The organism is Rhodospirillaceae bacterium, assembly GCA_018660465.1.
Lineage (GTDB): Bacteria > Pseudomonadota > Alphaproteobacteria > Rhodospirillales > JABJKH01 > JABJKH01.
Genome location: JABJKH010000008.1, coordinates 87,050 through 113,296 on the forward strand (window position 1 = coordinate 87,050; position 26,247 = coordinate 113,296).

Consider the following 26,247-nt stretch of genomic DNA (forward strand, 5'->3'; position numbering starts at 1 on the left):
GAGCTCGAATAAGGCAAAATACCATGGCCACAATCGGTGATCTTACCCTCTCACTTCGCTCCGCCGCCAGCGGACTGCTTGTAAACCAAGCGGCGTTGAACACGATTTCGAACAACGTTGCGAACGTGAATACGGAAGGGTACTCCCGCAAAATCATCAATCTCGAAAGCCGTGCTGTGGACGGCGTTGGTGTTGGTGTTCAACTGTCCCAAGTCACGCGTTCTGTCGATGAAGGCTTGCTCAAGAGCTTCCGATTGGAATCGAGCACACTCGGCGACTTGGCGGTCCAAGAAGACTTTTTTGCCCGAATTCAGGAACTGTTTGGCGAACCCGCCGACAACACATCAATCTCGCACCTGTTCAACGAATTTAACGTGGCGCTGGAGAGCTTATCGACCCAGGCCAATGGGACAATTGAACAAAGTGAGCTTGTGCGTCGTAGCGAAGATTTGACATCCAAATTACGCACGATGACCGATACCATACAGGAATTACGTCAACAGGCCGATCAGCAAATCGGCGATATCGTCACCGAAATTAATACGGTTTCAACAAGCATCGCCAATATTAACGACACCCTTGTTCGCACTCAAACAGCGAACAATGACCCGTCCGACTTACAGGACAAGCGCGATTCCGAAATCAACCGGATGGCGGAGTTAATTGACATCCGGTTTTTCAAGCGTGATGACGGCGACATTGTCGTCTTTACATCCAGCGGTCGAACGCTGGTTGATAGTGTCCCTGGAGTCCTGAGCCATAATTCTGCCAGCACCACATCCCCGACAGTGACCGCTGCCGAAGGTGGAATTGATGGCATCTTTATCGGCACGCGAATTGCGGGGAATGATCTTACTGACGAAATCCGCGGCGGCGAACTTAAAGGGCTGATTGATATCCGGGATACTGTCCTTGTAACCCTGCAATCAGAAATTGATGAATTATCAGCAGAGCTTCGCGATGTCTTCAACCAAATTCATAACCAGGGCACCGCCTTCCCCGGACTCCAGTCGACGACTGGCACCCGGAATTTTGTCGATTCATCGACACAGACAATTAAGTTCACTGGCAACGAAGATACAACGCTGACCCTGTTCGATAGCTTGGGGAATCAGACAGATACAACCACCATACGGACGTTGCTGACGACGGCAGGCCCTCACACCATTGATGCTGTCGCAACAGCCCTGCAGACCTATCTTCAAGCGAATGGTGCGCCGCAGGCGACAGCTGCCGTTACGAATGGCAAGTTTGCGATTAACCTCAACAATTCAAATTTGAGTTTTTCTTTCCGAGACGAAACCGCAACCACAGTTGGAAGCACCGTTCAGGATGCGAGCATTGGTTTCGATGAAGGCGGTGGACTAACGAAAATTACGATTGGCGGCACGTATGAGGATGCAGATGCGGTCGATATCGTCATCAACGGAACCACAATTTCTGTAACCTCCATAGCAGGTAACTCGACAATCGCAGATTTCCGAAGCCAAATTGTTACAGCGATTAATGCGAGTGCTGTCGGTACCGGCGCCACCCAGGTTGTCACGGCCACGGCCGGTTCTGGAATTGGAGAGATTATCCTTACCCAGGACAAAGTCGGTACGGATGAGACTGGTGCCCTATTTACCGCAACGGCAAGTGTCACGGCGACCAATGCCGACACAACGAATACCGTCACTGTAGACGGCATCGATAAAACCATTAGCGGCTTTTCTAACTTCTTTGGCTTCAACGATTACTTTGTCGATAATTTGCCCGACAATATTTATGAATCGAATGTGCTGGCTAGCGGGTTCGCGGTGTCCGCAGCCGGTTTGCGGTTTAGTGACGATACTGGCCTTTTAAGTGGAAGCCCGGTGACTGTCGTGCAGGGGACAAGCCTCAAGGATCTCGCTACTCAAATAACAAACAGCGTAACCAATGTAACGGCATCGGTGATACCAGACGGCGACGGTGTGCGCCTGCGAATTGCCCATGATCAGGGCAAGAGTCTAGTCGTAACCGATAACATTGCGACCCCAGATACCATCCTAACGGACATTGGGCTGCATGTCGGCGATGTCAGAGTTTCCAGCGTTATCGAAGTTCGCGCTGATATTATTCAAAACCCCTCAAGGATTGCGACGGCTGCCATGCAGTTCAATTCTGCCATTGGCGCTAATGGTGAGTACTTCTTAGGGTCCGGCGATGATACAACCATCATCGCCCTTGCCGACAAACTGGCAGCAACCAACCAATTCGAACAGGCGGGCAAACTAGGTGCCATTACTGCAACGTTTGGAGAGTTTGCAAACTCAATCCTCGTTGAAGCTGCCAACCAATCAGGATCGAACCTTCGGAACTTGGAGTTTCAACGCTCTGTTACGCAAAACCTGAAGGTAAAATCTGACAATATTAAGGGCGTCAACTTGGATGAGGAACTCGCGCAACTTATCCTTTTTGAACAAGCATTTAACGCCGCGGCCAGAGTTATCAGTGTCATTCAAGAAATGATCGATACTCTGGACCGGGCTGTACAGTAGTGAGGGCATCATGGGCCGCATCGCAAGCTTAGCCACAAGTAATCTGCTGATTAACCAGCTTTTAGCAACGCAAAAGCGAATCACAGAAACCTCGTTCCAGGTTAATACGGAAAAGGTATCCCGGGATTATACAGGACTTGATAAAGTCGCCGAACGGTTGATCAACTTTGAGACGCTCAGCAACTCGTTAGAAAGTTTCATTTCAGGAAATGAGCAGGTGGAAACACGGCTTGATACAATTAATGCCTCTATTGAGGGAGCGAGAGACACGCTCTTGGAATTCCGCAACGCCTTGGTCGACTTCAACACCTTTGGCGGCAACCAAGAGCAACAAGTCAGAGACATCCAAGATATTGCCTTTAAGTCATTACAAACATTACAAAGTTTCCTAAATACCAGCGTCAACGGAAATTTTCAATTTGGTGGTACCCGCGCAGATGTCGCCCCAATTAACATTGGATCGAGCACATTGACGGACTACCAAAACAGGTTTGACGGGCAGCGCGTGACCTATCCGACGACCCGAGAGGCGCAACTTGCTCAGTTTACAATCAATAAAGACGTCGCTGACGAAAAAACCAATTTTCTAACTTTCCAAAGAGACGACGGCACCACGCCACCGGTCGGGCGTATTACGGCGACGGGTACAAATAACTTTGCGAATGTCAAAGTTGGCACGACGATAGTGGTAACCGGCACGGGAAACAGCGGCCTGAATGACGGCACCTATACGGTCAAGGGCATCGATTCGACCAATGGTCAGTTTATCACGGTTGAAACGACAATGCTTACCGATGAGGCGGCAGGAGGCAGCGTAACCCTGACATTACCGGATGGGTCTACAGTTCAATCATCGTCAATAACCTTTAATCGTGCAAATGATACGATTACTTCAAGTGTACTTGGCGAACTTGCGTCCATTCCGGTAGGGACGACCATTACAGTGAGCGATACAACCAATAACAACGGAAGATTTACGGTTGAGGCTAACACTGGCGCGGTCATCACGATCGCGGACCAGAAACTCACCGACCAGGGCACGGTCGCCGCACCGCTTCTCAGCTTTACCAATGCTGGCACGGTGACGTTTACGAACAATACAGCCCCTACAAAGGACACCATCGGGTCCGGCGTTCCGGGTTCATTCAGCGAACTACGCGCTGGCATGAAAGTGGTTATTGCCAGCGCGACGGCTGGCGCAAACAACCAAACAGTTACGGTGTCTTCCGTTAGTGCTGACGGCAGTACAATTACGGTTGATGAAAATGTTACGGCCGCCGCAGACGTAGCTGCCCTAACCATGACGACCCAGCAAACCGGTGGAACGATCACGGCCTTGCCCTTTTTCAGTGGTGATACCCGTGCCACCACCCACAGAGTCAGCGATCGCCAGAGCTTCGAAGTGGATATCACTGCAGCAGACCCGGCTTTTGAAAAAGCCTTCCGCGCGATGTCTCTTATCGCCCAAGGTCAGTTCGGTACGGCGGGTGGTTTGGATCAGAATACCGAGCGTGTCGGCCAATCCCTCTTTCTCCTCGCCAGTGCGCTCGACAACAGTTCCAACGCAAATGTGACCGCAGTTGCGCAGGTAAACACAGTTGATTTCACGGCTGCTACCCTGGGCACGACGGGCGACACACATACGGTGACCATTAATACGGTGCCGGCGGGAACCGCTGTTGCCGTAACTGTTCCCGGTGGTGGAACGTTAACTGCAATTACGGCTGCCATGACCACAGCTATCAACAATAACGCCTCGGTTAACAGTCTGGTAAAGGCGACGGCGAATGGCACAGTCTTGACTTTGACGGCGGCAACACCTGGTGTTGGCTTCTCATCCTCTTCATCGACCAACCTAGCGACTGCTGCGGTTGATAGTGTGACTACCACGAACGTCGCATCGTTGACTGTGGGCTCGCCGCCATTCGGCGCAGAACAAGTCAGCAACCTTGAACAACTGCAACGCGCCGTTGGTTTTGATCAGGTGCTTCTGGATCGGGTTAACCAAGGCCATGAGACGCTTAAAGGTTTCATCGATGTACGCATTTCATCGTTTGAGAACATTAATCAAGCAGACGCAATCACGCGACTATTAGACGATTCACGAGCCCTTGAAGTTTCTTTCCAGGTGCTCGGGCGGGTTCGTGATTTATCGCTGGCTAACTTCCTCCGTTAGGTATTTGTTTACGACATTTAGTGCACAATCATACCAATGTGCTGCTTAGAATAAGCAACCATCCACAAAACAATGGGAAGAACAGAGGACTCAACAATAACACCCCCGAAATGGCATTCTTGCGGGCAGAATTGAATTCCCCTAGAATGGTCCAAAGACAGTAATTTCTGTCGCTGGCACCCATAAGGTTATAGGTTGAGAACGCCTCAGAGCCAAATTGGAGAAACCATGTCCCCTTACGGTAAACATACACAAAAATACGAACGCGTTCCGGAGCCAGGTTCGCCACGGCAAACTGAAGGTTGGGCCTTGAATGAAGCTGCCAAACGTATGGCAGCAGCGATTACACTAGGGGACGTTTCTGATCACGATGTAAAAGCCAAGAGAAAATCGGCTGTCAAATTAAATTGGAAACTTTGGACAATTTTTCAGGCGGAATTAACACTCGAAGACTCGGGAATGGATGAAGAAATTCGACGTAACATGCTGACGCTGTGTAAATTTGTCGATAAACACACTATTGGCACCCTTGTTGAACCGACAGATTCAAAAATGAGCACCCTAATCGACCTAAACCGCAACATTGCTTTGGGTTTATTGCAGATGCCTGCCGATGAAGTTGACGCAATGGAAAAGGCTCGCGAAGCGGAGAAGCATGAGAATGCTAATGAGGATGATAAGCAAGGGGATGGGGCTCCCCATCAAAAGCTCGAGATCAATATTTGACGCGTGCAATGCCTCAAAGATTTCAAGTGTGAATTCGGTGCGCCCCCCCTCGTTAAACATCGACTTCCAAAAATGGTTTTCCCCGTTAGATAACACGCTTCGGATATCCAGCTTGGTTGTGCCCTTTATTGCGTGTTGGAATGTAGGCAGAATTTATGAGTGACGATACAATCTCAGAACAAAAGCCCGAGGCCTCCCCGGAACCGTCGACTCCTGAACCAGAGACTTATGCTCCGACGGTACTCCATGCTCAGATAGGGTCGGATGCCGATAAGCAGTTCTATGTGTCCGTTGCAAAAATTCTCGTCGAATTATTAACCTTAGACGCGGTTGAATTGGCTGATTCAATATCGGAATTATTTAAGGAGAGAGACAACACGGCAGAAGGGTTTTGCCTTCTTGGATTGGTTTCTTGGAGATTGGCAGACAACGGTAAAGCCATTCAGTTATTAACGACAGCCCATGAATTGGCCCCCGATTGTCGAGATTATGTAGACGCATTGGCTACAATTCACACCCAGGTCGGAAATTTATCGGATGGGTTATACTATGCGAAGCTCGCAACCGCACTTGAACCTCATGAATACATTCATCCATTTCTTCCACCAGGGCTGTCCAACTATTTCACTGCACTATCAAGCACGTCGCCTTCAGGGCACTATGTGAACGGCCTCGTTAGATATAACCAAAGGCAGTTTGAGGCCGCAATAACTGAGTTGGAGGCGGAACTCGAACTCAACAATAATCATTATGAATGCCTTACTTTGTATGGAAAATGCCTGCATGAACTTGGTCGTTATGATGAAGCGATAATCGCGTTGCAAAAGGCAACCAAGATTAAACCGGATGGCGCGGAGCCGTTCATTGAAATGGGAAATTCCCTGTATCGCTTGGGATTATTCAAAGATGCCGTGACCTCGCACCTAACAGCATTAGAATTGGACCGAAGCATAGAAATCTGTGCCGCCGCCGCAGACGGAGTTAAATATCTCGGATCGGAATATGAGAGCGAAAGAAATAATCTAAATTCCCTCACCAACGAAATTTTTGACGAGATCGAGGTCTACCCGCCCAGAGAGCCACGCGGAGTAAAGTCCAATCCAGACATCATCCATATAGGCTATATTATAAATTCAATTTATCAGGGGGACTACTACCCATTATTTGAACCAATTTTACGGCATCACGACCACACAAAATTTAAGGTATTCGTCTACCAATTATCGGTCACGGAAGATGCTTTATTCACACTCATCAAGAACCACGCTAATTCGACTCGGCAAGTTTATGATATCGATCCGGAAACGCTCGCCGTGATAGTTAGAAATGACCGCTTGGACGCCGTCGTGGACTTAACCGGATATAGCAATGGACAACAATATACTCTTCTTAAACAAGGCATCACTCCTGTTCAAATTGGACACCTCCGATACCCATTTGGCATCACGTCGCCTGGAACAAATTTTGTAATTTCAGATAAGACTACGGCTGAAATGGACCAAAAGGAAATACCGGAAGGCGTAAAAAATATCGTCATGGATCACGGTCTATATGCAATTGATCCGCTTAATAATTTCCCTGATCCAGTGTCGGCTCCCGCAGTAAAAAATGGATTCGTTACTTTCGGAGGAAAGAGTGATCTCGCGACCCTTACGCCTAATCTTGCAAGGCTTTGGGCCGAAGTATTACGTGCGGTTCCAGACTCCCGGCTATCTCTGGGCGGTACCGCGAAGCAATGCGACTACGCAAAAACACGAATCCACGAAATGTTCGATAATGAAGGCGTCGCGGACCGTGTTACAATCTTAGAACCGGAGCAAGCGAATCCGGTTACAGATGTTAGCTTCTACAACAGCATCGATATCTATTTGGATAGCTTTCCAAACTCAGGCTCCAATATTATTATCGAGGCATTATGGATGGGGATTCCAGCGATTACTTTAGCGGGAGAGCAACGTTCCTCGCTTCTTGCAGCGTCCATCCTAAGCGCTGCAAATAAAGCAGAATGGATATCAAATTCAGAAGATCAATACGTAGAGTTGGTAGTGGAATTATCGAAAGACGGCAAATCACTCAGTAAAATTCGGAAGTCCTTGCGTCCAGAATTAGAAGAATCCAGCCTATTCGATACGGCAGCACACACCAGAGCCTGGGAAAATGCAATTGAAAGCTGTATAAAACAATCCGAAGCCGGTTGAAATCCCCATTAATTAACTATCCTGGCAAAGCATTATCTGCACTAGCTTCAGCTCCTGCCTCCGCTATGTTTTCTTTATTTAAGCTGCCGAGTTCCTTCAGCGCGTCTTCTCGCAGCTTTTCAATCATAACTTGAACTTCTTCCTTAACGATTTCGGTAAATTTCGGTAACTTTTCCGGCTCGGTTATACGTTTCGTGTAATACGCTATCGAAATTATCATTTGGAACAATGTCCCTCTGATGAGAGTAATAACGCCTCGATCCATCCGGCTTGGCCAAACTCCCGTATCGAAGACGAGCACTTTATTCAAATCAATTTGGTAGAAGTTATCGGACACATCCTCAACGCCATCAAAAATTTCAGATATTGTATCCATTACCGAATCCACGCTGTTCTCGAACTCTTTTTCATCCCAATATTCGCTAAATTTTTCTTCGGTATAAACCGGCATTTTGTCATATATTTTCTGAAGGAGATCCTTTTTGCTAAGTAGAAACTCTGGGAGATCAATTTTCTCCGGCAATATTGGTAATGTATTGGGAATATAGGCACCATCGCTACAGTTGTAATATCGTCGGCCACGCGTTTTCTTTAAAATTGCTGCCTCAAGGTGATCAAGCGATTCCAGCAACCCCTTCGACGTAAAGAAATCTCCACCAAAGTTCGACGTAACTGGGATGTCAAAGATTTGGTCTACATGCAGTGCATCCTCAGTATACTGATAGGCATCCTTTGAGTGGTGGCGCGCTTGGTCAATCGTGCCGCAATCGACCCCAAAAAAGTAAAAGTCTTTAAATCCTAATTCCTGAGCAAATGAAAACGACGCATTCACCACAGTATTGTGCGGGCGTTCAAGGGTAGAAGCCTTGTCATCAAAATAAATAGGGAACGGGGATAAACTCGCGCGAGAATAATAGATGATATTATCAAAATACTTGGTCACTGTCGGATCAACCGTCGTCGCGGCAACATACAGGATAGAAGATAAATCGTACTTTTCAGCAACTTGGTCTACAGTTAGATCGACATTGAGATTTTCTTGTTCCAGATGCATATCTGGCAAAATTCCATTGAAGACAAGAGGGCGTAGCGATGTCCCCGCCGAAATAATAAAAGCGCGGTCAGCGTTTTTCTTAATCATAGGAAGGCACGCATCCAAAGAGGGGCCACTGCCAACGACAAAGACCGGGATGTCAGCCGGAAACATCTCATTTGGGCGTTGATAGTATTTTGATTCTCCCGAACATAAATTTACATGGCAATTTTTCAGCATAAGTGTTTCGTCGTAGAAAAAACCTAGGCTGGTCGCAATCAAATTCACATCCCGGGCGAGCTTTTGAAAGGCTTCATCCAAAATAGCGTTTTTTTGATGCATAATAATCGACACACCATCGACACCACCAATATTGCTGCCTCGGATAAATAATCGGGCATATATGCCAATCTGATCCGGCGAAGTATCTATTACGAATTTGATGCGCCCATTACGAGACGTTATGAGCTCATCAAGTTTTTCCCAGTCGTAAACTTCTAATGAATGATATAAAAACTCGTAGTTCACATCAGCAAATACAATTGCGGAACAATTCGTTCTTTCGACGATTTCATCGATATGAAGACCAAGACCAATACCAAAGACTACGACTGTAAATGCATTATCGGAAACTATTCTACGGTGGTAGGAAATATCCTCTTTGTCTGCCCGTAAAAGAATATTAAAGAGGGTGGGACCAGCATAATCATCCATGCCGTCAGTTTGGGGCGGATTAATTTCTACCCGTGTCGGCAAAGCCCACGTCTTCTCAAGCTGATTTTTGGCAAATTCTGCCGCTTTGTTATTGTAATAATACTGGCCATCAAACCACACGTCGGGTTCGCCATCTTCGTCAATTCTTAGTTCCGAAATTGGTTTGTAGTCTTTGAGAGCGGCATAAATTTCCGGGTATATCGCCTCAAACATTTCCAAGTTATTTTTGCGAAGCTCTTCACGATCCACCATGGTCGGTCCTTCTTAGTCGGGCTCAAAATTCGAGTTATATTTAAAGTATTTAGAATAACGATTAAAGAGTTTCACATATTATTCTAAAATTCTAATGCAATTTTTATTAAAATTAAATAAATAGAGCGTAAAATCTAACGATAAAGTTTTCAACAGTATTGATCGACAACTAATTGATTTAAAAGATTTTTTATGGTACTGTTAAGAACTTAAAATGCTCACTCTGGACATGGTTTAATTTCATGGCGCCCGTCAGTTTTGGACAAACATTTTCTCAGATAACGGCCAACGCCGCAGCGCCGGCGTTCGAGCTACAATTCAGCCAAATTCAGAACACGCTCATCCGACGTTTGAACGGTGAAATCGATAAATTGTCTGACGACCCGATTACGGACATTAAATTGCGGCGATTAAGAACTGAGGGGCAGAAATTAATTGATGCTCAGCCGGTTGTTGAGGATTTTCTTCAAAAGACGCGTAACTCGCTTATCGCAGTTCAGGGCATTTCGGATGATTTAAGTAATTTGAATGATCTTTTGGGGGCTGACGATAACGTTACCCAAGCAGAGGTTGATGCATTTGTCGCCCAACGTGATGCAATAGGTGAGCGAATTAATAACCTATTTATTTTCAGCAATGTTGATATCCCTAATTTCGACGCGGTAAAATTGTTTAAGGATCAGCTGGAAGATTTTCAGGCGCTTACACCTGTCGTTGGAACGAAGTCCGTAGACAATGCGGCTGTCACCGCGGGCGTGTCCGATCTTACGGCCCGGTCCTTTAACGCCGAAGCACTCATTGCGATTACGGTCGAGCAGGCCGTTGATGTGAGCCTCAATATTCAGCGAGATTTCATTGGCGTTGATAGCGATATTCTTGTGCTTGAAACGTCAGCTTTTGCAGAGAAACAAACGGAAATCGATAATCTAAAAGCTGATGCGGCGAATCTTTTGCAAATATTTTCACTCGCATTTGACGCCCAGGCTAAGTTTGCGCAGAACATCGCAGATTCGCTCCGGCCCCAGACTCCTGCGCCAGGCTCCGTACTTAATCTTTTCGCCTAGAACATCTTAAAATTTAAGGGAAATTGCGCGTGATATTCACGTAATGATTACCCGCGCTTATCTTATCCAAGACTCCCATACAATGACCTATAGTGATTGCGTAATACGCACGACCGAATAGCCTCGTCCCCACCTTACGATGCCTAGTGGAATTTGCTGCATTGTTAATCCAGAGTCTTTGTATTAGCGGCCTTCGCGACACGCTTTAATAAAAAAAATCCCGCCGCAGTCGAAACTACGGCGGGAAAATTTTCGAAAGGTTTGGAAAACTAAATTAGAAATTTTCCAAACAATCTTACCTAACTTAGGGCCTATCTGAACAAGCTCAGAATTCCCTGTTCGGCCTGACCAGCAAATGCCAGGGCGGAAATACCCAGCTGCTGTCTGGTTTGCAGGGCCAACAGGTTGGCACCTTCTTCGTTGATGTCCGCCAACGTTAGTTTGGCTGCACCACCAGCAAGGTTGTTCACATACTGTTCTGTGAAATCCAACCGAGTTTGTAGCAATGCAACGTTCGAACCCAGGGTCTGAGCATTAGACCGGAGAGTTGTCAACGCGTCATCCAACTGCGTGATCGCGGTATCGACCTGCGTCGTGTTTCCTTCAGCGATGAAGTTGTCATTATTACCCGCAATGCTATCGACGGTAAGCTCGGTCGATGAGACCGTAAGAGAACCAAAGAACACGTTGGAAGCAAGAGTATCGATAGACGCTGTGTTTGCATTACCAATCAACGTAACCGATAAAACATCGCCCTGACTAAGCGTTTCACTTCCGCCGCCACTACCACCGACACCAAGAAGGATGGACAGTGTTCCGAAGGTAATCGTCGGACCAGCCGCCGTTACACCGCCAGCAGTAATTCCGACGCCCGTACCTTGATACGTTACCGTAATTACAGTACCTGCAGCACCCGTATTCAATGCCAAGCTGGTAACGCCGGAGAAGTTAAACGACGTGTTCGAAGCCGCAACAGCCTGTCCGATGTCAAGACCAGTTTCGGAAATGTTCACGCCATCAATGGCCAGAGAACTTGCAGTTTCCTGACTGAAGCTCACCGCCAATTGCTCGGTCGTGGCATTAACAAGGTTTACGCCCTGGAAGGAAGTATCTTCCGTCAACGTTCCGATTTGCGTACGCAGACTGTTAAACTGCGTAATTAGATCTGTAAACTGTGTTCCTGTAGCGGACTTAAGGCTACCGGCAACACCTTTGATCTGACGCACGATGCTTTCAACAGCCTCGATGCCGCCAAGAGCCGTTTCAACCGTACTAATACCCTGGTCAATTGCGTCTTTCTTTTCGCCGAAGTCGAAAGCACGATCAGACAAGGTCTTTGCTTGGAAGAATGAGACTGGATCGTCAGTTGCAGCAGCAACCCGCAAACCAGTAGAGAGTCGACCCTGAGTGGTGTCAATTAACCGAGTCGTATCTTTGAGAGAGAGCAGGCTATCACGCACTGCAGTTGATAGTGTTACTTCTGAAGCCATTTTGGTTTCTCCTTTCTAGAGAAAATATTTCCAAGGCATTTTTGCCTTGCACTTGGTGTCACAAACAAAGTTAAAGCGTTTCTCGCTTTCACCAAGCTCTCGCATACTAACAAATTAGATTTCAATGTAAAGAAGTTTTTTCTTAACAAATCCTTACCGGGAGCACGGCCCCAGGAATTAGCTATATTTCAAATATATGGGCATTTGACATATAGGTAACTCAAGAGTGTATGTTATACATCTATTTAGTGAAATATTCTATAAAATCAGCAGGTAATCAGTCGTGCCACTTAAATTAGACTTAAAAACCGGTATTCGCTTGGTCATCAATGGGGCGGTGATTGAGAACATCGGCCCAAATACAAAACTCTTGGTTCACAATGAATCGTCGATTTTACGTGAGAAAGAGATTTTATCGGCCGACGATTCGGCAACACCGGCATCTAGAGCCTACTTTGCGCTTCAATGCGCCTATATGTTCCCTCAGGAAAAGGAGAAATACTTAGATTTATTCCTGCCGCTCTTGAACGACTATACCCAAGCCCTGCCCAGTTCGGCTGAAATTGGCGTCGATATAAAGGCGGCCCTGGATGAGGGCAAACTATATAAGGCACTAAAAGGGGCTCAGGATTTGGTCCGCCATGAAGCCAAGATTGTCGAGGATATGCGCCATACCGCCGAAGAAGAAACCGGGGAATACCTGCCAGAGGCTGGCGACGATATCGGAAATAGATAGGAAGATAGATAAATTGCTAGCCTGACGGGACTAATTTTCCCAATTCTTCCGCCACAGTTTTGATCGTTTCATCCCACTCAAACCTTTGCGTTGACCGAAAAAGTCGGGCTGACGGATACCAAGGCGTCTTCTCCCCTTCCAGCATATACGGCCAATAAGGGACTTTCACGACCATTACCCACACCGGAATTCCCATAGAGCCCGCCAAGTGTGCAATCGCAGTATCAACGGTTATAACCAAGTCCATGCAGGCCATAGCCGCCACGACATCAACGAATATGTCTTTACCATTGAGTTCCGGCCCCAAGTGTTCAAATGGCCAGTTGCCATCGACATCCGCAACCTGATCCTCTCCCGCGCCAACCTGAAGCCCATAAAATTGCGCGCCCTCAACACCCATCAGAGGTGCCATCTCCTTTAGAGGTATTGAACGTTCGGCATCACGGATTTGATCCGGATTACCTTGCCAACATATCCCGACCTTAAATTTCCCCTGCAATCGAGTTTGCCATTTCTTTTTTAAGGCCGGATCGGCAGAGAAAACATTGCTATCTGGAATGGAATCAAGGGTCGTATTGAAAACTGCTGGCAAACTCAATGAGTGAAGATGAAAATCGATGACATCCAAGGGAATAGGCTCGCCATCCTCAATTATGATCAACTCTGGGAAAGCCGCCTGAAACAACCGACGTCCTCCCACGGGGGCCGCGAACATTACTTTTCCAACACGTTCTAACGCCAACGGAAAATAACGTGCTGACATGAACACGTCTCCAAACCCTTGGTCTCTATGAATTAGAAGTGTCGATTCTTTAGCCGGACTCCCATCCCAATAGGGTATCGGAAATTGCGTTACTTTCTTTGCAAGGTACGCCTGCATTTCAAGCCTGCGCTGGAACAGGGGCCACGCTTCTTCGTAATCCCCCTTCAGAAGTTTAAAACTTGCATATTCATAAAGTCCCTCCGGGAATGCGGGTCGGCGCCTCTCAAATTGCTTAAAAATACTCTCAGCCATAAAAAAATCGCCTGCCCACATAAGTTCAAGCGCGCGATTGACGGATTGAAGCAATAATTGCATTTCATGCATACACTTGAACCAACTCTTCTCTGTGACTTCTCGGTTAACGCGGCGGTAATTAATTCTGCGTTATCTTTAGGCTTAGGCCAATATACTCTTTATCCTATTTATGCGCACAGGAGAATAAGGTGAAACTCGGCAGTTTTAACACGAATGCTGAAGTCCTGATTATCGCCGAGATCGGTAATAATCATGAAGGTGATTTCGATCTCGCCCGTCGGTTGATTGACGAAGCGGCGGAAGCCGGAGTCCAGGCCGTAAAGTTTCAGACTTTTATTCCGGAGCACTATTCGAGCCAACTAGACTCAGACAGAATCGCAAAACTTAAGGGATTCCAGCTGAGCTTTGAACAGTTCGAGCAACTGGCTGATCATGCCAGAAAAGCCGGGCAGATGTTCATCTCGACTCCCTTCGATCTTGAGAGCGCGCGATTCTTAGGCGGCCTTGCCGATGGCATCAAAATCGCCTCAGGCGACAACACGTTCGGCCCGCTGATCAAGACCGTCGCTGAAACCAACAAGCCGATGATCGTGTCGACAGGGCTTGCCGATACCGCGCAAGTTCAAAACGCTGCCAAGCTTATTCAAGACACTTGGGATGCAAATGGATGCACAGCAGACTTGGCGATCCTGCACTGTGTCGCGAGTTATCCGGTGCCACCGAAGGAAGCGAACCTGGCCGCGATTCCCATCCTGGCCGCCGCCTTAAACAATGTCACCATCGGTTATTCTGACCATACGTTAGGCGTGGACGCTCCTGTCCTGGCAGTGGCCTTAGGCGCGCGCATTGTCGAAAAACACTTCACCATCGACAACAATTATTCAGACTTCCGCGACCACCAAGTCTCTGCCAACCCCGAAACCCTGAAGGAAATGGTCAAGCGGATTAAGGATACAGAGGTATTCTTAGGCTCCGGTGCGATCGGCATGGAAGACTGCGAACAGCCCATAGAAGCCGCCATCCGACGTTCCATCGTCGCCGCCCATAACTTGGCTGCGGGCCATAAGATTCTAGATACGGACATCACCTGGGTACGCCCCGGCGGCGGCATTCCGCCCGGAGAAGAAGATCGCGTGTTGGGCAAAGAGCTAACCCGCGCGATTAAGCCCGGCGAAATGATTTTGTCTGAAGATTTGGCGTAATGCGCCTCATAATTCTGACCACACAAACCCCGCACCACGCCTACTTCGTGCGTGAAATAGCGCGGGAGTTTCCGACCGAACTCATCCTAAATGAGATCACTCCTCTTACCGCACCGTTCGAAGTCGAGCATCCCTTTGAAACCGAGCGAGATATTTACGAGCAGAAGACTTGGTTTTCCGGCGGCAATCCGTCGTTGGCGGAAGCAAGCGGGTCCGAAATGCGACCCTTTGCCTCAATGAATGACCCTGAAGCCGTTGAATGTCTGAAGACCCTATCGCCTGACGTGGTCGTGGTGTTTGGCACCGGCCTGTTGCGCCCGACGGTCATCGCCACGTGTCCTGATGGAATGATCAACCTGCACGGTGGCGATCCAGAAGGATACAGAGGATTGGATACGCATCTCTGGGCCATCTACCACGGTGCTTTCGAGGATCTTATCACGACGCTTCATCATGTTGATCCGGCGCTGGACAATGGCGATGTCATTGAGAAAATGAACATCCCCGTGTCCCCCGGCATGAAGTTGCACGAACTTCGGCGCGCCAATACAGAAGTCTGCGTTGAACTGACAAAAAATGCCCTCAGAATCTATCAGGAGACGGGAAAGTTCGCGTCCGCCCCCCAGACAGAAAAAGGACGGATGTATTCGTTTATGCCGGAGGTACTGAAAGACCTCTGCGTCAGACGGTTTGAATTTTATACGAGTCGCCTACCATGAAATACGGCATGAGATACAGCGACCGCCTGAGCGACGATACCCTCGCCATTCTGCTGTTCCACGGCGTTGTCGAGCATGATTCCCATCCGCTTCGAAACTATAACCGCAAGCATTTAGAAAAAGATGCCTTCGCCGACATTCTAAAAGACATGACAGATGAAGGCACCGCGCTATCCCTTGATGATGTGGTAAGATTTCATAACGCAGGTGAACCCTATCCGCCGAAGTCGTTTGTCGTGACCTTTGATGACGGGTTTGCCAACAACCTAACCGTCGCCGCCCCTGTGCTTGCAGATTTTAACGTTCCGGCAACGGTTTATATCACAACAGATTTTGTTGAGAACAATCGGATGTCTTGGATCGATCGTATCGAATGGGCAATCGAAGAAACGCCGAAAGTCGGGCTCACGCTTCCGTGGAATTCAGAAAGCGTAAATGCGGGCGACGTTGAGGACAAACGCGCCCTTCTTGATGACATTCGGAGCCACGTAAAAAGCGATGCCTCAATTGATCCGGATATATTAGCAACCGATATTCAGCTGCAATGCGGCTTGTCCGAAACATGGTCGACCCTCGATCCTCTAGACCTAAAATTGACTTGGGAACAAGTGCGGGAATTGGGAAATGATTCTTTGTTCATCGTCGGTGGGCACACACATACCCATGCCATTTTATCATTCCTGGATGAGAATGAGTTGGCGGATGAACTGGATACCAGCCTGACCCTGCTGCGCGATAACGCCGGTGTGGGGAACACCCATTATTCCTACCCCGAAGGATTGGCGCACTGTTATTCCGATACCGTCATAGCCGCTCTCAAGGCGCGCGGCGTGGTGTGTTGCCCGACCGCAATCGATGGCGTCAACACGCCTGATGTCGACCTCTTCAACCTCAAACGCGTCCCGGTGGTGTAGAAGCCCATGTGTGGAATAGCGGGCAGCATTGGCCCCACCCTTCCCGGTCGCGATCAAATAAATGCGACCCTTGCGGCACTCGACAATCGCGGGCCGGATGCCAATGGTTACTACACCGCTGAGGTCGGCGGCAATCAAGTCTGCCTGATCCACACTCGACTTTCCATTATCGACCTCGACCCCCGCGCCAATCAGCCTTTTGAGCGCGAAAACTTAGTCCTTGTTTACAATGGAGAGGTTTATAATTACCTCGAAATCCGTTCAGAGCTCGAAATTCTCGGCCATAAATTCAGTACAAATTCTGATACCGAAGTTGTCCTTAAATCTTACCAAGAATGGGGCTCAGCCTGCTTTGAGCGGTTCGAAGGCATGTGGGCATTGGCGATCCTGGACACCCAAAAAGGCACGGTTATGCTTAGCCGCGACCGCTTTGGTGAGAAGCCTCTATATACATGGGCAGTTGCGGGCACTCTTTATTTCGCTTCAGGAATCAAAGCCTTAGCCGCACTGAGTGGACTCACGCCAAAAATCAACCAGGACCAAGTAACGCGCTACCTGGTCAACGGCTATAAATTTTTATTCAAAAAAAATGCACCGGGTTTTTTCGAAAATATCGATGAATTTCCTGCGGCACATTATGCCGAACTCAGCGGCCCAAATATGCCCGACCCCCAGCGTTATTGGCAACTCACCTACGCTCCAGAATTAATGACAATGGACGACGCGATTGAAGGTGCCAGAGAGCGATTATTTAAATCAGTTGAACTTCGCCTTCGGGCGGATGTCCCCCTCGCCTTCTGCCTTAGTGGCGGAATTGATTCGTGCACGCTTGCGGGAATCGCGGCCAAACATTTCAACCACGATATCCATTGCTTCTCCGTAATCGACAGTGACGAGCGCTACGACGAACGGGACAACATCCGAACTATGGTCGATCACATGGGGTGCGAGCACTTCGAGCTTCACACCTCCACCGATGGCTTCTTTGAACGGATGGAACGCTTGGTAAACGATCATGACTCGCCGGTAGGAACCATCAGCTATTACGTTCATTCGTTCCTCTCCGAAGCCATTCATGACCAAGGCTATAAAATTGCCGTTTCGGGGACGGCGGCGGATGAACTGTTCACGGGTTACTATGATCACTATTCCATGTGGTTAGCGTATATGAAGGCAAATACGGATGCTGATTTCGAGCAATTGGTGGATGACTGGAAGAACAGCTACGGCGCGGTCGTTAACAATCCGAAACTCCAGGACCCGCTTGCCTTTCTGAAAAATCCCGACCAACGCGACCACATTCTCTTGGATACAGGCCTGTTCGAATCGTTTCTAAGCCGTGATCAATATGAAAACTGGCATGAAGACTGGTCAGAAGAGACCTACTGCGACGACCTGCTGCGCAACCGCATGATGAACGAACTGTTTCATGAATCCGTGCCGTTTATCCTGAACGAAGACGACGCCAATTCCATGGCCTGGTCAGTGGAAAATCGCTCACCTTATCTAGATCGGGATTTGGCCGAATTTATGTACACGGTCCCCAATGATCACCTGATCCAGGATGGCTACGCCAAGTGGTTGTTGCGCGAAGCCGGGAAGGACGTATTGCCAGACGCCATTCGCCAATACAAACGCAAGCACGGCTTTAACGCCTCCATCGATTCCCTGGTTGATCGCAATGACGCAGAGACCCGAGACCGCCTGCTGAGCGACAGCCCAATCTTCGATATCGTAGACCGATCAGCGATTGAGAGGTTCTTAGACGGATCAATGGAGAGCAACAGTTTCAGCAAATTTCTCTTCAGCTTCATATCGGCAAAATTGTTTCTTGAGAGTTCGTCCGCATGAAAACCGTTGCCGTCATTCAAGCGCGCTATACATCGACCCGATTGCCGGGCAAGGTCTTAATGAATCTCGCAGGAAAACCCGTGCTCACCCATATTATTGATCGATTGCGCGCGGTTGAGGCAATTGACGAAATTTGCCTTTCCATCCCAGATGGCGACGCGCAACAGCCCCTGCTCGACTTCGCAGCAACCGTTGACGGGCTGACCGTTTCTAGCGGGCCTGATGAAGACCTGATCCGCCGCTTCGCGAATGCGGTAGAAGAAACTGGGGCCGATACCGTTGTCCGTGCCTGGGCAGATTGCCCCGCGGTTAACCCGACCAGCACTGCCGCCCTTATCGCCGCGTTCCACAATGAAAATGTCGCTTATGCTGAAATCCCCAATGATAGTGGTTACCCGGAAGGCTTTGAGGTGCATGTTCTCTCGGCAGCCACAATCAGGACGGTCGATGCCGGCGCAACCGACCCGTTTGACCGAGAAGCCATCATTCCGTTTCTAACCCGTTACCCGAAGCGCTTTTCGTGCCTGCGCCTGAACAGGTCGCCTTCGCGCAACGATATAAAACTACTTTTGGACACACCGGAAGATTATGAGAAACTAAAAAAGATCTTCGATGTGCTGTATCCAAAGAACCCTCTCTTTGGATTGACGGAAATTGAGGGCCTGGGTGATGAGTTCCTAAAAAATTTGGAGACGGCTTAGCATGGGGCGCTCAAAATTACGGAAGAAAAAAAAGACCCCGCAGGGTAGTTCGATCAACCTTGTGAAGACACTCGAAGAAACCATTGCGCATTATAAGGCTGGGCGTCTTGTAGAATGCCTTCAGGGATGCCGCAAAATCCTCACGGTCGACAAGCATAACCCAAATATATTTAAACTTGCTGGAGATCTGGAAGCTAAAGTCGGTGATCCTATCCAGGCAGAGGACTATCTAAACGCCGCCGTTAAGTTTGCTCCCCGGGACGCCGATGCTCATTACCTGCTGGCCGGCGCTCAAATGACGAATGGCCGGATTGAAAACGCCATCAAAAGTTATAATTCGGCGCTTCAAATTAGACCGGACTATATTGAGGCCTACAATAACCTAGCAATAGCCGAGATGAGCATGGGTGATTACGAGTCTGCCCAAGGCAGTCTCCAGAGCTTGATAGGACTAAAGCCAGATCACGCAACGGCACACTATAATCTTGGCTCAATCTTTATGCGTCAGGACCGTATAATTGATGCGATCCAGTCCGTGCGCCAAGCCATAAGATACGCGCCTGATGAGCAAAATTACTGGGGGTATCTGATACATCTGTACAACATGCTCCCCGACATCGAACTTGATGATGAGATGAAGGGTGACGTGGCCTCCATCATTACATCGCATGACCTTAGCCTCGCGCCGATCACGGCCCTAGCTTGTAAGTTTATCCTAAACGATCCGGAAGTAAGGAAATTGATCGCCAAGGCAACGGCGTCGATTGATACCTTTGCCATTGAGGAATGGCTATCCGACGAAACTCTAAACGCACTCAGCCAACCCATCATACAATCTTATGTCGCCCGGGCGCGATTGATAGAAGTTGGTTTTGAACGCGTGTTAACGAACGTCCGACGGGCGATTCTTTTAAGTTCGAACGGCCCCCCGATAAACATTGATTTATTATCCGCAATTGCAGACCAGTGCTTTTACAATGAATATGTCTTCCTCATTTCAGATGAAGAGGCCAATGCACTTATCCGCTTAGAGCAACACATGACATCAACTCTGGCGGACGGCGACAAACTTCAACCCGAAGAAATTGCCATTTATGCATCCTACAAGGCGCTGTTTAAATTGCCGGGTTTCAGTAAAAACGTCGCTAAAGATCACGCTCTCCTCCATCCTGACGTGTCCGGTTTAATTCAGCACCAAATTCTCGAACCGCTTTCTGAGCGAGAGATAATTATTGAAATCCCCAGCATCTCTGAGATTTCAGATCAGGTTTCGCAGAAAGTCCGCGCACAATATGAAGAAAATCCGTTTCCCCGCTGGCGCAATTTTGAAAAATCCGTTGTCGTTAGCCTGAAACATTACCTCAAGAACATGTTTAATGTCGGAGAGGAAGGCGACGAATTTCCATCATCCCCCCGCATCTTAGTTGCAGGATGTGGAACTGGGCGCCACCCCATAGCCGTGGCACAAACCATCGAAAAATGTCATGTTTTAGCCGTCGACTTAAGTCAGGCAAGCATTGCGTATGGATGGCGAAAAGCCCGTGAATACGAGGTAAAGAACATTGAATTCAAGCATGGGGATATATTGAGTTTGGGGGAGTTACAGACTGAATTCGATATGATCGAATGCAGCGGTGTCCTGCATCATATGGAGAATCCTGAAGCGGGCTGGAAAGTTCTCACCGGGCTTCTTTCGCCATCAGGCTATATGAAGGTAGGTCTCTATAGTGAACTGGCGCGCCAAAATGTGGTGGTGGCAGCCCGGTCATTCATCGCAGAACGCGGCATTCCCTCGACGATCGAAGGGATCAGAGAATTTAGAAAATTGGTGTTTGAGATGCCCGACGACCACCCCGTAAAATCGGTTGTTTCCTACCTTGATTTCTTCACGGCGTCAGACTGCAGGGACCTGTTGTTTCACGTTCAGGAACACAGGTTTACAATTTCGCGGATAAGGACAGCCCTGGCTAACTTAAATTTAGAATTTTGCGGATTTCATTTTGCTGGCCAAAATACCGAAATAGCAGCGTACAAAGAGGCCTATCCCGATGACCCCAGTTGTTTATCTCTTGATAACTGGGAAGCCTTTGAGGACAAAAACCCCAACACCTTCGCCGCGATGTATAACTTCTTCGTGAGAAAGGCACCCGCTAATTGACCCTAGAAAAGTCCCCCATTCTCACGGCCGTCGTTGGTCTTGGTGTTGGTGAACAGCACGCCCATATGTATGCCGAACTTGAGACCTGTCGCGTAAAGTGGCTTTACGATATGTCTCGAGAGCATGCGGATGAGGTCTCGGCGCGTGTCGGACAAGGGGACGTTGCAAATAGTTTCGAGCAAATTTTGTCTGACACGGATGTATCTATCGTCTCCCTCGCGACCTTCGACCATATGCATTTTGACGAGGTCATTGCCGCGTTCAACGCGGGCAAGCACGTGTTCGTTGAAAAGCCATTGTGCCGGACCCTAGAAGAATTGGCGACGCTCGAAAAATCCTGGCAATCCAACGGCCATCCCCACCTGCAATCGAACTTGGTTTTGCGCGAAGCTCCCGTCTACAGGCAACTCAAAGAAATGATAGAGCGCGGTGAACTTGGGTCGATCTACGCCATCGATGGGGATTACCTGTATGGTCGCCTGCATAAGATCACCGAAGGCTGGCGCGAAAATGTGCCTGACTACTCCGTCATGGAAGGCGGTGGCATTCATATGATTGATCTGATGGTCTGGCTGGCAAGCGAACGCCCGGAAGCCGTGACCACCGTCGGGAACAATATCAGCACGCGGGAGACCTCGTTCGACTACAACGACTTCATGGCATCGACATTTGAATTTCCCTCAGGTCTTATTGGACGCATTACCGCAAACTTTGGCAGTGTTCATCGCCACCATCACGTGCTCCGCGTGTTCGGCACCGAAGCGACCTTTATCTATGACGACATGGGCCCCAGAATTCACCGAACACGGGATGAAGACGCGCGGGCAGAGATTTTGGACGTGGAGACCTTACCCAACCACAAAGGTGCACTCATTCCAGGCTTTATCGACGCCATCTTAGCTGGCACCGATCCAGCCCCCGCCGCGCACCGAGAATTTGATTTGATTAGTATTTGCGGGGCGGCCGATATGGCCCTCGCCGCCAAGAAATCTGTGGAGATAGACTACCTATGACGAGTGCTCGAGATATCCCCTTTGGACGCCCCTGGATCACCGACGAAGACCGCGCGGCGGTGATGGAGGTCTTAAACGGCCATATCCTTACTCACGGCCCCAACTGTGCTGGGTTTGAGACTGAATTCGCTGAAATGATGGGTGCAGGCCATGCGACCAGCACGTCGTCGTGCATGGCAGCACTACATCTTTGTTATCTTCACTTGGGCGTCGGGCCCGGCGATGAAGTCATTGTCCCGGCGCAAACCCACGTCGCGACGGTTCATGCGGTCGAACTGACAGGGGCGACCCCGGTGTTTGTGGATTGCGACCTTGAGACCGGAAATATGAACATCAACAAGATCGAAGAAGCCATCACCGATAAGACCAAAGCCATTGGCATTGTTCACTTCGTCGGCATTCCCATGGCCATGCCGGATGTGATGGCCATCGCTGATAAACATGATTTGAAAGTGATTGAGGACTGCGCCCTGGCCGTCGGCGCGCGATACGATGGCCGCCACGTAGGCCTGTTCGGTGAAGCAGGCTGTTATTCGTTTTATCCCGTCAAACACATCACCAGCGGCGAAGGGGGCATGTTCGTTTCCCAATACGACGATGTGGTAAAAAAAGTCGCCAACTTCCGCGCCTTTAGCTACGACAAATCTCTTAAAGAGCGCACGGCCCTGGGCATTTACGATGTCAGCAATGTTGGTATGAATTATCGGATGAGTGAATTGCAAGCTGCCCTTGGTCGGAGCCAAATCAAGAAAATTCCTGATATTCTCAGCAAGCGGTCGGCAAATTTTAACGCGCTTAAGGCGGCACTTGGAAACATTGAGGACGTGCTGGTTCTCGATTCCACAGACTCAAAATCTGATAACAGCCATTATTGTCTTATTGCAGTTTTGACCGGCAAAGCTGCCGAAAACCGCAATGAAATTGTCTCTGAATTTAAAAAGCGCCAACTTGGGTATAGCATTTACTACCCACATCCCGTGCCCCGGCTTGCGTACTACCAAGAAAAGTATGGCTACAATGCGAAAGATTTCCCAAATGCCGCCGCCATCAGCGACCACGGCATCGCTTTACCCGTCGGCCCGCACCTAAACGAAGAAGATATGGCGTACATCGGCGCTATTTTTGCAGATGTTAAAACCTCGTTAACTGAATCCTGAGTATGGTGCCAATTGAAATTTTGTCTTAAGAATGGTACAGACCAAAGATAGCAAAACGCTATTGTCAAAGTTTCCCGTCGAGAATTAGACGGTGTAAGGTGTACTCAGAACGAGGAGAAAGAGATGTCCGTTATCGTGGATCATAAATATATTAAAGATAATTTATCTGCTGAGCGCATTGCGCTCGTCGGTGGTGCCGGCTTCATCGGCCATAACCTAGCTACTCACCTGCGCCAATATGGTGCGGAAGTCATGGTTATGGATAACCTGATGCAAAACAACATGACCGCAAACATCACTGATACAGATTTAGATGGATTTAGGCGCGAACTGAACCACGGATTTCTGGCACAACGGTTTGAGCGCATGCGCGACGCCGGTGTCGTGATGCGAAACGCCGATGCCCGTTCGACAATCGACGTGACGGCCGCTCTGTCTGAGTTTGAGCCCACCAAGATCGTTCACCTCGCGGCAATTTCCAGCGCCGTCGAAGCCAACAAAGACCCCGGTCAGTGCTTTGATCTGCAACTACTTACGCTTCGAAACGTCTTAGAATATTGTCGGCTCACACGGAATGATGTGAACCAGCTTGTCTTCATGAGTTCCAGCACCGTCTACGGTAACTTCAAAGGCTCGGAAGTGGATGAAAACGTCCGTCCCCGGCCTTACGGCATTTACGCCAGCGCCAAGTACATGGGCGAACGCCTGATCCGGACCTATAATGAACTGTATGGCCTCGGCGCCACCGTCATCCGCCCAAGTGCTCTGTACGGTGAACGCTGCATCAGCCGCCGGGTTAGCCAAGCCTTTATCGAGAACGCGCTGATGGGCAAGCCTCTGCTTCTTGAAGGCGGCGGCGACGGTAAACTCGACTTTACTTACATCGATGACCTTGTTGATGGCATTACCCGTTCCATGGCAGCGCACGAAAAGCCGGATGGGCGGAATACCTTCAACATCACCTTCGGCAACGCCCGCACCATCGCGGATCTGGCGGCCATCGTTAAGTCGGTTGTTCCCACAGCAATTTTGGAAGAACGTCCCCGCGACAAGGCCAAGCCAATCCGTGGCACACTGCTCACTGATCGGGCGCAGGATATGCTGAACTTCAAGCCCCAATGGAACCTTGAAAAAGGCTATAAACAGTACTGCGAATGGTACGTTGATCAGTGGGAACGGACCGGCGCTCGCATGGGAATGAACCACGCTTAAGCCTGCCCGCAGTTCATCATGATCGGCATTATTGATTACGGCCTTGGAAATCTAACCTCGGTAGCCGGTGCCGTCGAAAAGGTTGGGTTCGAGCCCGTTATCACAAGTGATCCAAGCGACCTCGCCCGGATGGATAAGCTTATCCTACCGGGCGTTGGTGCGTTTGGGGACGGAATGGCCAACTTAAAATCTCGCGGTTTAGTCGAACCTTTGGGTGAACTTGTCGTCACCAACAAAAAACCGATCCTCGGCATCTGCCTTGGCTTTCAGCTGATCGCCCAATCAAGCGATGAATTCGGCAGCCACGAAGGGCTGGGTTGGATTGATGCAGAGGTTACAAGGCTCGCCCCCGGCGACGACACCCTTCGCATCCCCCACGTCGGCTGGAACGAAGTCCATCAAGTGGGAACGAGCGTACTTTTTGATGATGTGCCAAATGATGGGTTGTTCTATTACGTGCATTCCCACCGTATGGAAACCACGGCAAGTGACTTGGTCGTCGGCGAATGTGATTATGGCGCACGGTTTATCAGCGTGATCCAGGCAGGCAACATCTACGCGACCCAATTCCACCCGGAAAAAAGTCAGCTGCACGGCCTGACGCTTCTCAAAAACTTTCTTGAGAAGGGCTGAGCCATGTTGCACAAACGCCTGATCACCGTCCTCACCTTCAACAATGGCACCCTGTTCCGGACCAAGTTGTTCGACCCGGATTACCGCTACACCCATAATTTTGTCGACAGCTGGTCAGTGGATGAGATCGTCATTTTGGACATCACCCGCGATGGTGAAGGCGACCGGGATAAATTTTTGGACGTGGTCCGCACCTTTGCGCACGATTGCTTCGTGCCGATTTGTATTGGCGGCGGGGTTCGAAACTTGGATGACGTTGCCGAACTGATGAAGGTTGGCGCAGACAAGGTCATGGTCAACACCGGCGCCCTTGAACGCCCGGAACTCATCAAAGAAATTTCTCGTGCCTATGGTGCACAATGCGCAGTTGTTTCCATTGACGCAAAAAAGAATGAAGACGGCGACTACGAAGTCTTTTCAAATTGCGGACGCGCGGCGACATCCAAGTCACCTGCAGATTGGGCGCAAGAAGCAGAGGACCTGGGTGCTGGTGAAATACTGATCACATCCATAGACCGCGACGGCTCTCTACAAGGCTACGACATTGACCTCTGCAAAGCAGTATCAGACAGTGTGAGCATTCCAGTCTTAGGGCTTGCCGGCGCTGGAAACTGGAAACATTTTCTTGAGGGGTTTGAGAAAGGTGGCTTGTCTGCCGTCTGCACCCAGAACATTTATCACTTTACGGAAAGCAGCATTACCAGTGCTAAGAATTTCTTGACCAAAAATGGTATAGAAGTACGCCAATAACAAAATAC

At 49.0% G+C, this 26,247-nt stretch carries 21 protein-coding genes; 17 read left to right on the forward strand and 4 right to left on the reverse strand.

Annotated elements, in window-relative coordinates; all coding sequences use genetic code 11:
- Positions 1–23: 23 nt before the first annotated feature.
- From flgK to HOM51_01760, 4 genes are all read left to right on the forward strand, one after another.
- Positions 24–2,522 (forward strand): flagellar hook-associated protein FlgK, encoded by a 2,499-nt coding sequence (gene flgK, locus HOM51_01745; protein MBT5033219.1) that lies wholly within the window; start codon positions 24–26, stop codon positions 2,520–2,522.
- Between the two features lie 10 nt (positions 2,523–2,532).
- Complete coding sequence (locus tag HOM51_01750; GenBank protein ID MBT5033220.1) at positions 2,533–4,698, forward strand: hypothetical protein; 2,166 nt, start codon at positions 2,533–2,535, stop codon at positions 4,696–4,698.
- 228 nt (positions 4,699–4,926) lie between these two features.
- Positions 4,927–5,424 (forward strand): hypothetical protein, encoded by a 498-nt coding sequence (locus HOM51_01755; protein MBT5033221.1) that lies wholly within the window; start codon positions 4,927–4,929, stop codon positions 5,422–5,424.
- A 155-nt stretch (positions 5,425–5,579) separates the two neighbouring features.
- Positions 5,580–7,622 (forward strand): tetratricopeptide repeat protein, encoded by a 2,043-nt coding sequence (locus HOM51_01760; protein ID MBT5033222.1) that lies wholly within the window; start codon positions 5,580–5,582, stop codon positions 7,620–7,622.
- 16 nt (positions 7,623–7,638) lie between these two features.
- On the opposite strand, the gene HOM51_01765 is transcribed toward HOM51_01760, so the two are convergent.
- Positions 7,639–9,621: a motility associated factor glycosyltransferase family protein gene (locus tag HOM51_01765; protein ID MBT5033223.1), complete on the reverse strand. Its 1,983-nt coding sequence runs from the start codon at positions 9,619–9,621 to the stop codon at positions 7,639–7,641.
- A gap of 242 nt (positions 9,622–9,863) precedes the next feature.
- Between HOM51_01765 and HOM51_01770 the strand changes: the two genes are divergently transcribed.
- Positions 9,864–10,685 (forward strand): hypothetical protein, encoded by an 822-nt coding sequence (locus tag HOM51_01770; protein ID MBT5033224.1) that lies wholly within the window; start codon positions 9,864–9,866, stop codon positions 10,683–10,685.
- A 311-nt stretch (positions 10,686–10,996) separates the two neighbouring features.
- On the opposite strand, the gene HOM51_01775 is transcribed toward HOM51_01770, so the two are convergent.
- Positions 10,997–12,175 carry a flagellin gene (locus HOM51_01775; protein MBT5033225.1) on the reverse strand — a complete coding sequence of 393 codons (1,179 nt, stop codon included), beginning with the start codon at positions 12,173–12,175 and terminating at the stop codon, positions 10,997–10,999.
- A gap of 283 nt (positions 12,176–12,458) precedes the next feature.
- Here HOM51_01775 and HOM51_01780 point away from each other — a divergent pair, with 283 nt between their 5' ends.
- Positions 12,459–12,911 carry a flagellum biosynthesis protein FlbT gene (locus HOM51_01780; protein ID MBT5033226.1) on the forward strand — a complete coding sequence of 151 codons (453 nt, stop codon included), beginning with the start codon at positions 12,459–12,461 and terminating at the stop codon, positions 12,909–12,911.
- Between the two features lie 16 nt (positions 12,912–12,927).
- On the opposite strand, the gene HOM51_01785 is transcribed toward HOM51_01780, so the two are convergent.
- Complete coding sequence (locus tag HOM51_01785; protein ID MBT5033227.1) at positions 12,928–13,926, reverse strand: hypothetical protein; 999 nt, start codon at positions 13,924–13,926, stop codon at positions 12,928–12,930.
- Positions 13,927–14,117: 191 nt separating this feature from the next.
- Here HOM51_01785 and HOM51_01790 point away from each other — a divergent pair, with 191 nt between their 5' ends.
- Together HOM51_01790 and HOM51_01795 are read left to right on the forward strand one after the other, a co-directional pair.
- A complete protein-coding gene (locus HOM51_01790; GenBank protein ID MBT5033228.1) occupies positions 14,118–15,131 on the forward strand; it encodes a hypothetical protein in 1,014 nt (337 codons plus the stop codon).
- Positions 15,131–15,850 carry a hypothetical protein gene (locus HOM51_01795; protein MBT5033229.1) on the forward strand — a complete coding sequence of 240 codons (720 nt, stop codon included), beginning with the start codon at positions 15,131–15,133 and terminating at the stop codon, positions 15,848–15,850. The genes HOM51_01790 and HOM51_01795 overlap by 1 nt, the downstream gene beginning before the upstream one ends.
- On the opposite strand, the gene HOM51_01800 is transcribed toward HOM51_01795, so the two are convergent.
- Positions 15,829–15,963 (reverse strand): hypothetical protein, encoded by a 135-nt coding sequence (locus HOM51_01800; GenBank protein ID MBT5033230.1) that lies wholly within the window; start codon positions 15,961–15,963, stop codon positions 15,829–15,831. The two genes, HOM51_01795 and HOM51_01800, sit on opposite strands and share 22 nt — an antisense overlap.
- Before the next feature lie 36 nt (positions 15,964–15,999).
- Here HOM51_01800 and HOM51_01805 point away from each other — a divergent pair, with 36 nt between their 5' ends.
- The 9 genes from HOM51_01805 (at position 16,000) to hisF (ending at position 26,239) form a co-directional block, all read left to right on the forward strand.
- The gene (locus tag HOM51_01805) at positions 16,000–16,764 is read left to right on the forward strand and encodes a polysaccharide deacetylase family protein (GenBank protein ID MBT5033231.1); all 765 of its coding nucleotides are present in this window, start codon (positions 16,000–16,002) and stop codon (positions 16,762–16,764) included.
- Between the two features lie 6 nt (positions 16,765–16,770).
- On the forward strand, positions 16,771–18,615 hold the full coding sequence (gene asnB / locus HOM51_01810; protein ID MBT5033232.1) for an asparagine synthase (glutamine-hydrolyzing): 1,845 nt from the start codon (positions 16,771–16,773) through the stop codon (positions 18,613–18,615).
- Positions 18,612–19,316: an NTP transferase domain-containing protein gene (locus tag HOM51_01815; protein MBT5033233.1), complete on the forward strand. Its 705-nt coding sequence runs from the start codon at positions 18,612–18,614 to the stop codon at positions 19,314–19,316. Before asnB ends, HOM51_01815 begins: the two co-directional genes overlap by 4 nt.
- A 1-nt stretch (position 19,317) precedes the next feature.
- Positions 19,318–21,474, forward strand: a complete 2,157-nt coding sequence (locus HOM51_01820) for a tetratricopeptide repeat protein (protein MBT5033234.1) — start codon at positions 19,318–19,320, stop codon at positions 21,472–21,474.
- A complete protein-coding gene (locus HOM51_01825) occupies positions 21,471–22,487 on the forward strand; it encodes a Gfo/Idh/MocA family oxidoreductase (protein MBT5033235.1) in 1,017 nt (338 codons plus the stop codon). The genes HOM51_01820 and HOM51_01825 overlap by 4 nt, the downstream gene beginning before the upstream one ends.
- A complete protein-coding gene (locus tag HOM51_01830) occupies positions 22,484–23,644 on the forward strand; it encodes a DegT/DnrJ/EryC1/StrS family aminotransferase (GenBank protein MBT5033236.1) in 1,161 nt (386 codons plus the stop codon). Before HOM51_01825 ends, HOM51_01830 begins: the two co-directional genes overlap by 4 nt.
- A gap of 123 nt (positions 23,645–23,767) precedes the next feature.
- Positions 23,768–24,856: an NAD-dependent epimerase/dehydratase family protein gene (locus HOM51_01835; GenBank protein MBT5033237.1), complete on the forward strand. Its 1,089-nt coding sequence runs from the start codon at positions 23,768–23,770 to the stop codon at positions 24,854–24,856.
- 18 nt (positions 24,857–24,874) lie between these two features.
- A complete protein-coding gene (gene hisH, locus HOM51_01840) occupies positions 24,875–25,489 on the forward strand; it encodes an imidazole glycerol phosphate synthase subunit HisH (protein MBT5033238.1) in 615 nt (204 codons plus the stop codon).
- 3 nt (positions 25,490–25,492) lie between these two features.
- Entirely contained in the window at positions 25,493–26,239 is a 747-nt protein-coding gene (gene hisF / locus HOM51_01845; GenBank protein ID MBT5033239.1) for an imidazole glycerol phosphate synthase subunit HisF, read from the forward strand.
- The last annotated feature ends 8 nt before the right edge of the window (positions 26,240–26,247 follow it).

Coding starts and splice junctions, on each gene's coding strand:
- flgK (MBT5033219.1), top strand. CDS start 24: ATGGCCACAATCGGTGATCTTACCCTCTCACTTCGCTCCGCCGCCAGC.
- HOM51_01820 (MBT5033234.1), top strand. CDS start 19,318: ATGGGGCGCTCAAAATTACGGAAGAAAAAAAAGACCCCGCAGGGTAGT.
- HOM51_01800 (MBT5033230.1), bottom strand. CDS start 15,963: ATGCTTGCGGTTATAGTTTCGAAGCGGATGGGAATCATGCTCGACAAC.
- HOM51_01815 (MBT5033233.1), top strand. CDS start 18,612: ATGAAAACCGTTGCCGTCATTCAAGCGCGCTATACATCGACCCGATTG.
- hisF (MBT5033239.1), top strand. CDS start 25,493: ATGTTGCACAAACGCCTGATCACCGTCCTCACCTTCAACAATGGCACC.
- HOM51_01770 (MBT5033224.1), top strand. CDS start 9,864: ATGGCGCCCGTCAGTTTTGGACAAACATTTTCTCAGATAACGGCCAAC.
- HOM51_01760 (MBT5033222.1), top strand. CDS start 5,580: ATGAGTGACGATACAATCTCAGAACAAAAGCCCGAGGCCTCCCCGGAA.
- HOM51_01750 (MBT5033220.1), top strand. CDS start 2,533: ATGGGCCGCATCGCAAGCTTAGCCACAAGTAATCTGCTGATTAACCAG.
- hisH (MBT5033238.1), top strand. CDS start 24,875: ATGATCGGCATTATTGATTACGGCCTTGGAAATCTAACCTCGGTAGCC.
- asnB (MBT5033232.1), top strand. CDS start 16,771: ATGTGTGGAATAGCGGGCAGCATTGGCCCCACCCTTCCCGGTCGCGAT.
- HOM51_01785 (MBT5033227.1), bottom strand. CDS start 13,926: ATGGCTGAGAGTATTTTTAAGCAATTTGAGAGGCGCCGACCCGCATTC.
- HOM51_01795 (MBT5033229.1), top strand. CDS start 15,131: ATGCGCCTCATAATTCTGACCACACAAACCCCGCACCACGCCTACTTC.
- HOM51_01835 (MBT5033237.1), top strand. CDS start 23,768: ATGTCCGTTATCGTGGATCATAAATATATTAAAGATAATTTATCTGCT.
- HOM51_01755 (MBT5033221.1), top strand. CDS start 4,927: ATGTCCCCTTACGGTAAACATACACAAAAATACGAACGCGTTCCGGAG.
- HOM51_01805 (MBT5033231.1), top strand. CDS start 16,000: ATGACAGATGAAGGCACCGCGCTATCCCTTGATGATGTGGTAAGATTT.
- HOM51_01830 (MBT5033236.1), top strand. CDS start 22,484: ATGACGAGTGCTCGAGATATCCCCTTTGGACGCCCCTGGATCACCGAC.
- HOM51_01775 (MBT5033225.1), bottom strand. CDS start 12,175: ATGGCTTCAGAAGTAACACTATCAACTGCAGTGCGTGATAGCCTGCTC.
- HOM51_01765 (MBT5033223.1), bottom strand. CDS start 9,621: ATGGTGGATCGTGAAGAGCTTCGCAAAAATAACTTGGAAATGTTTGAG.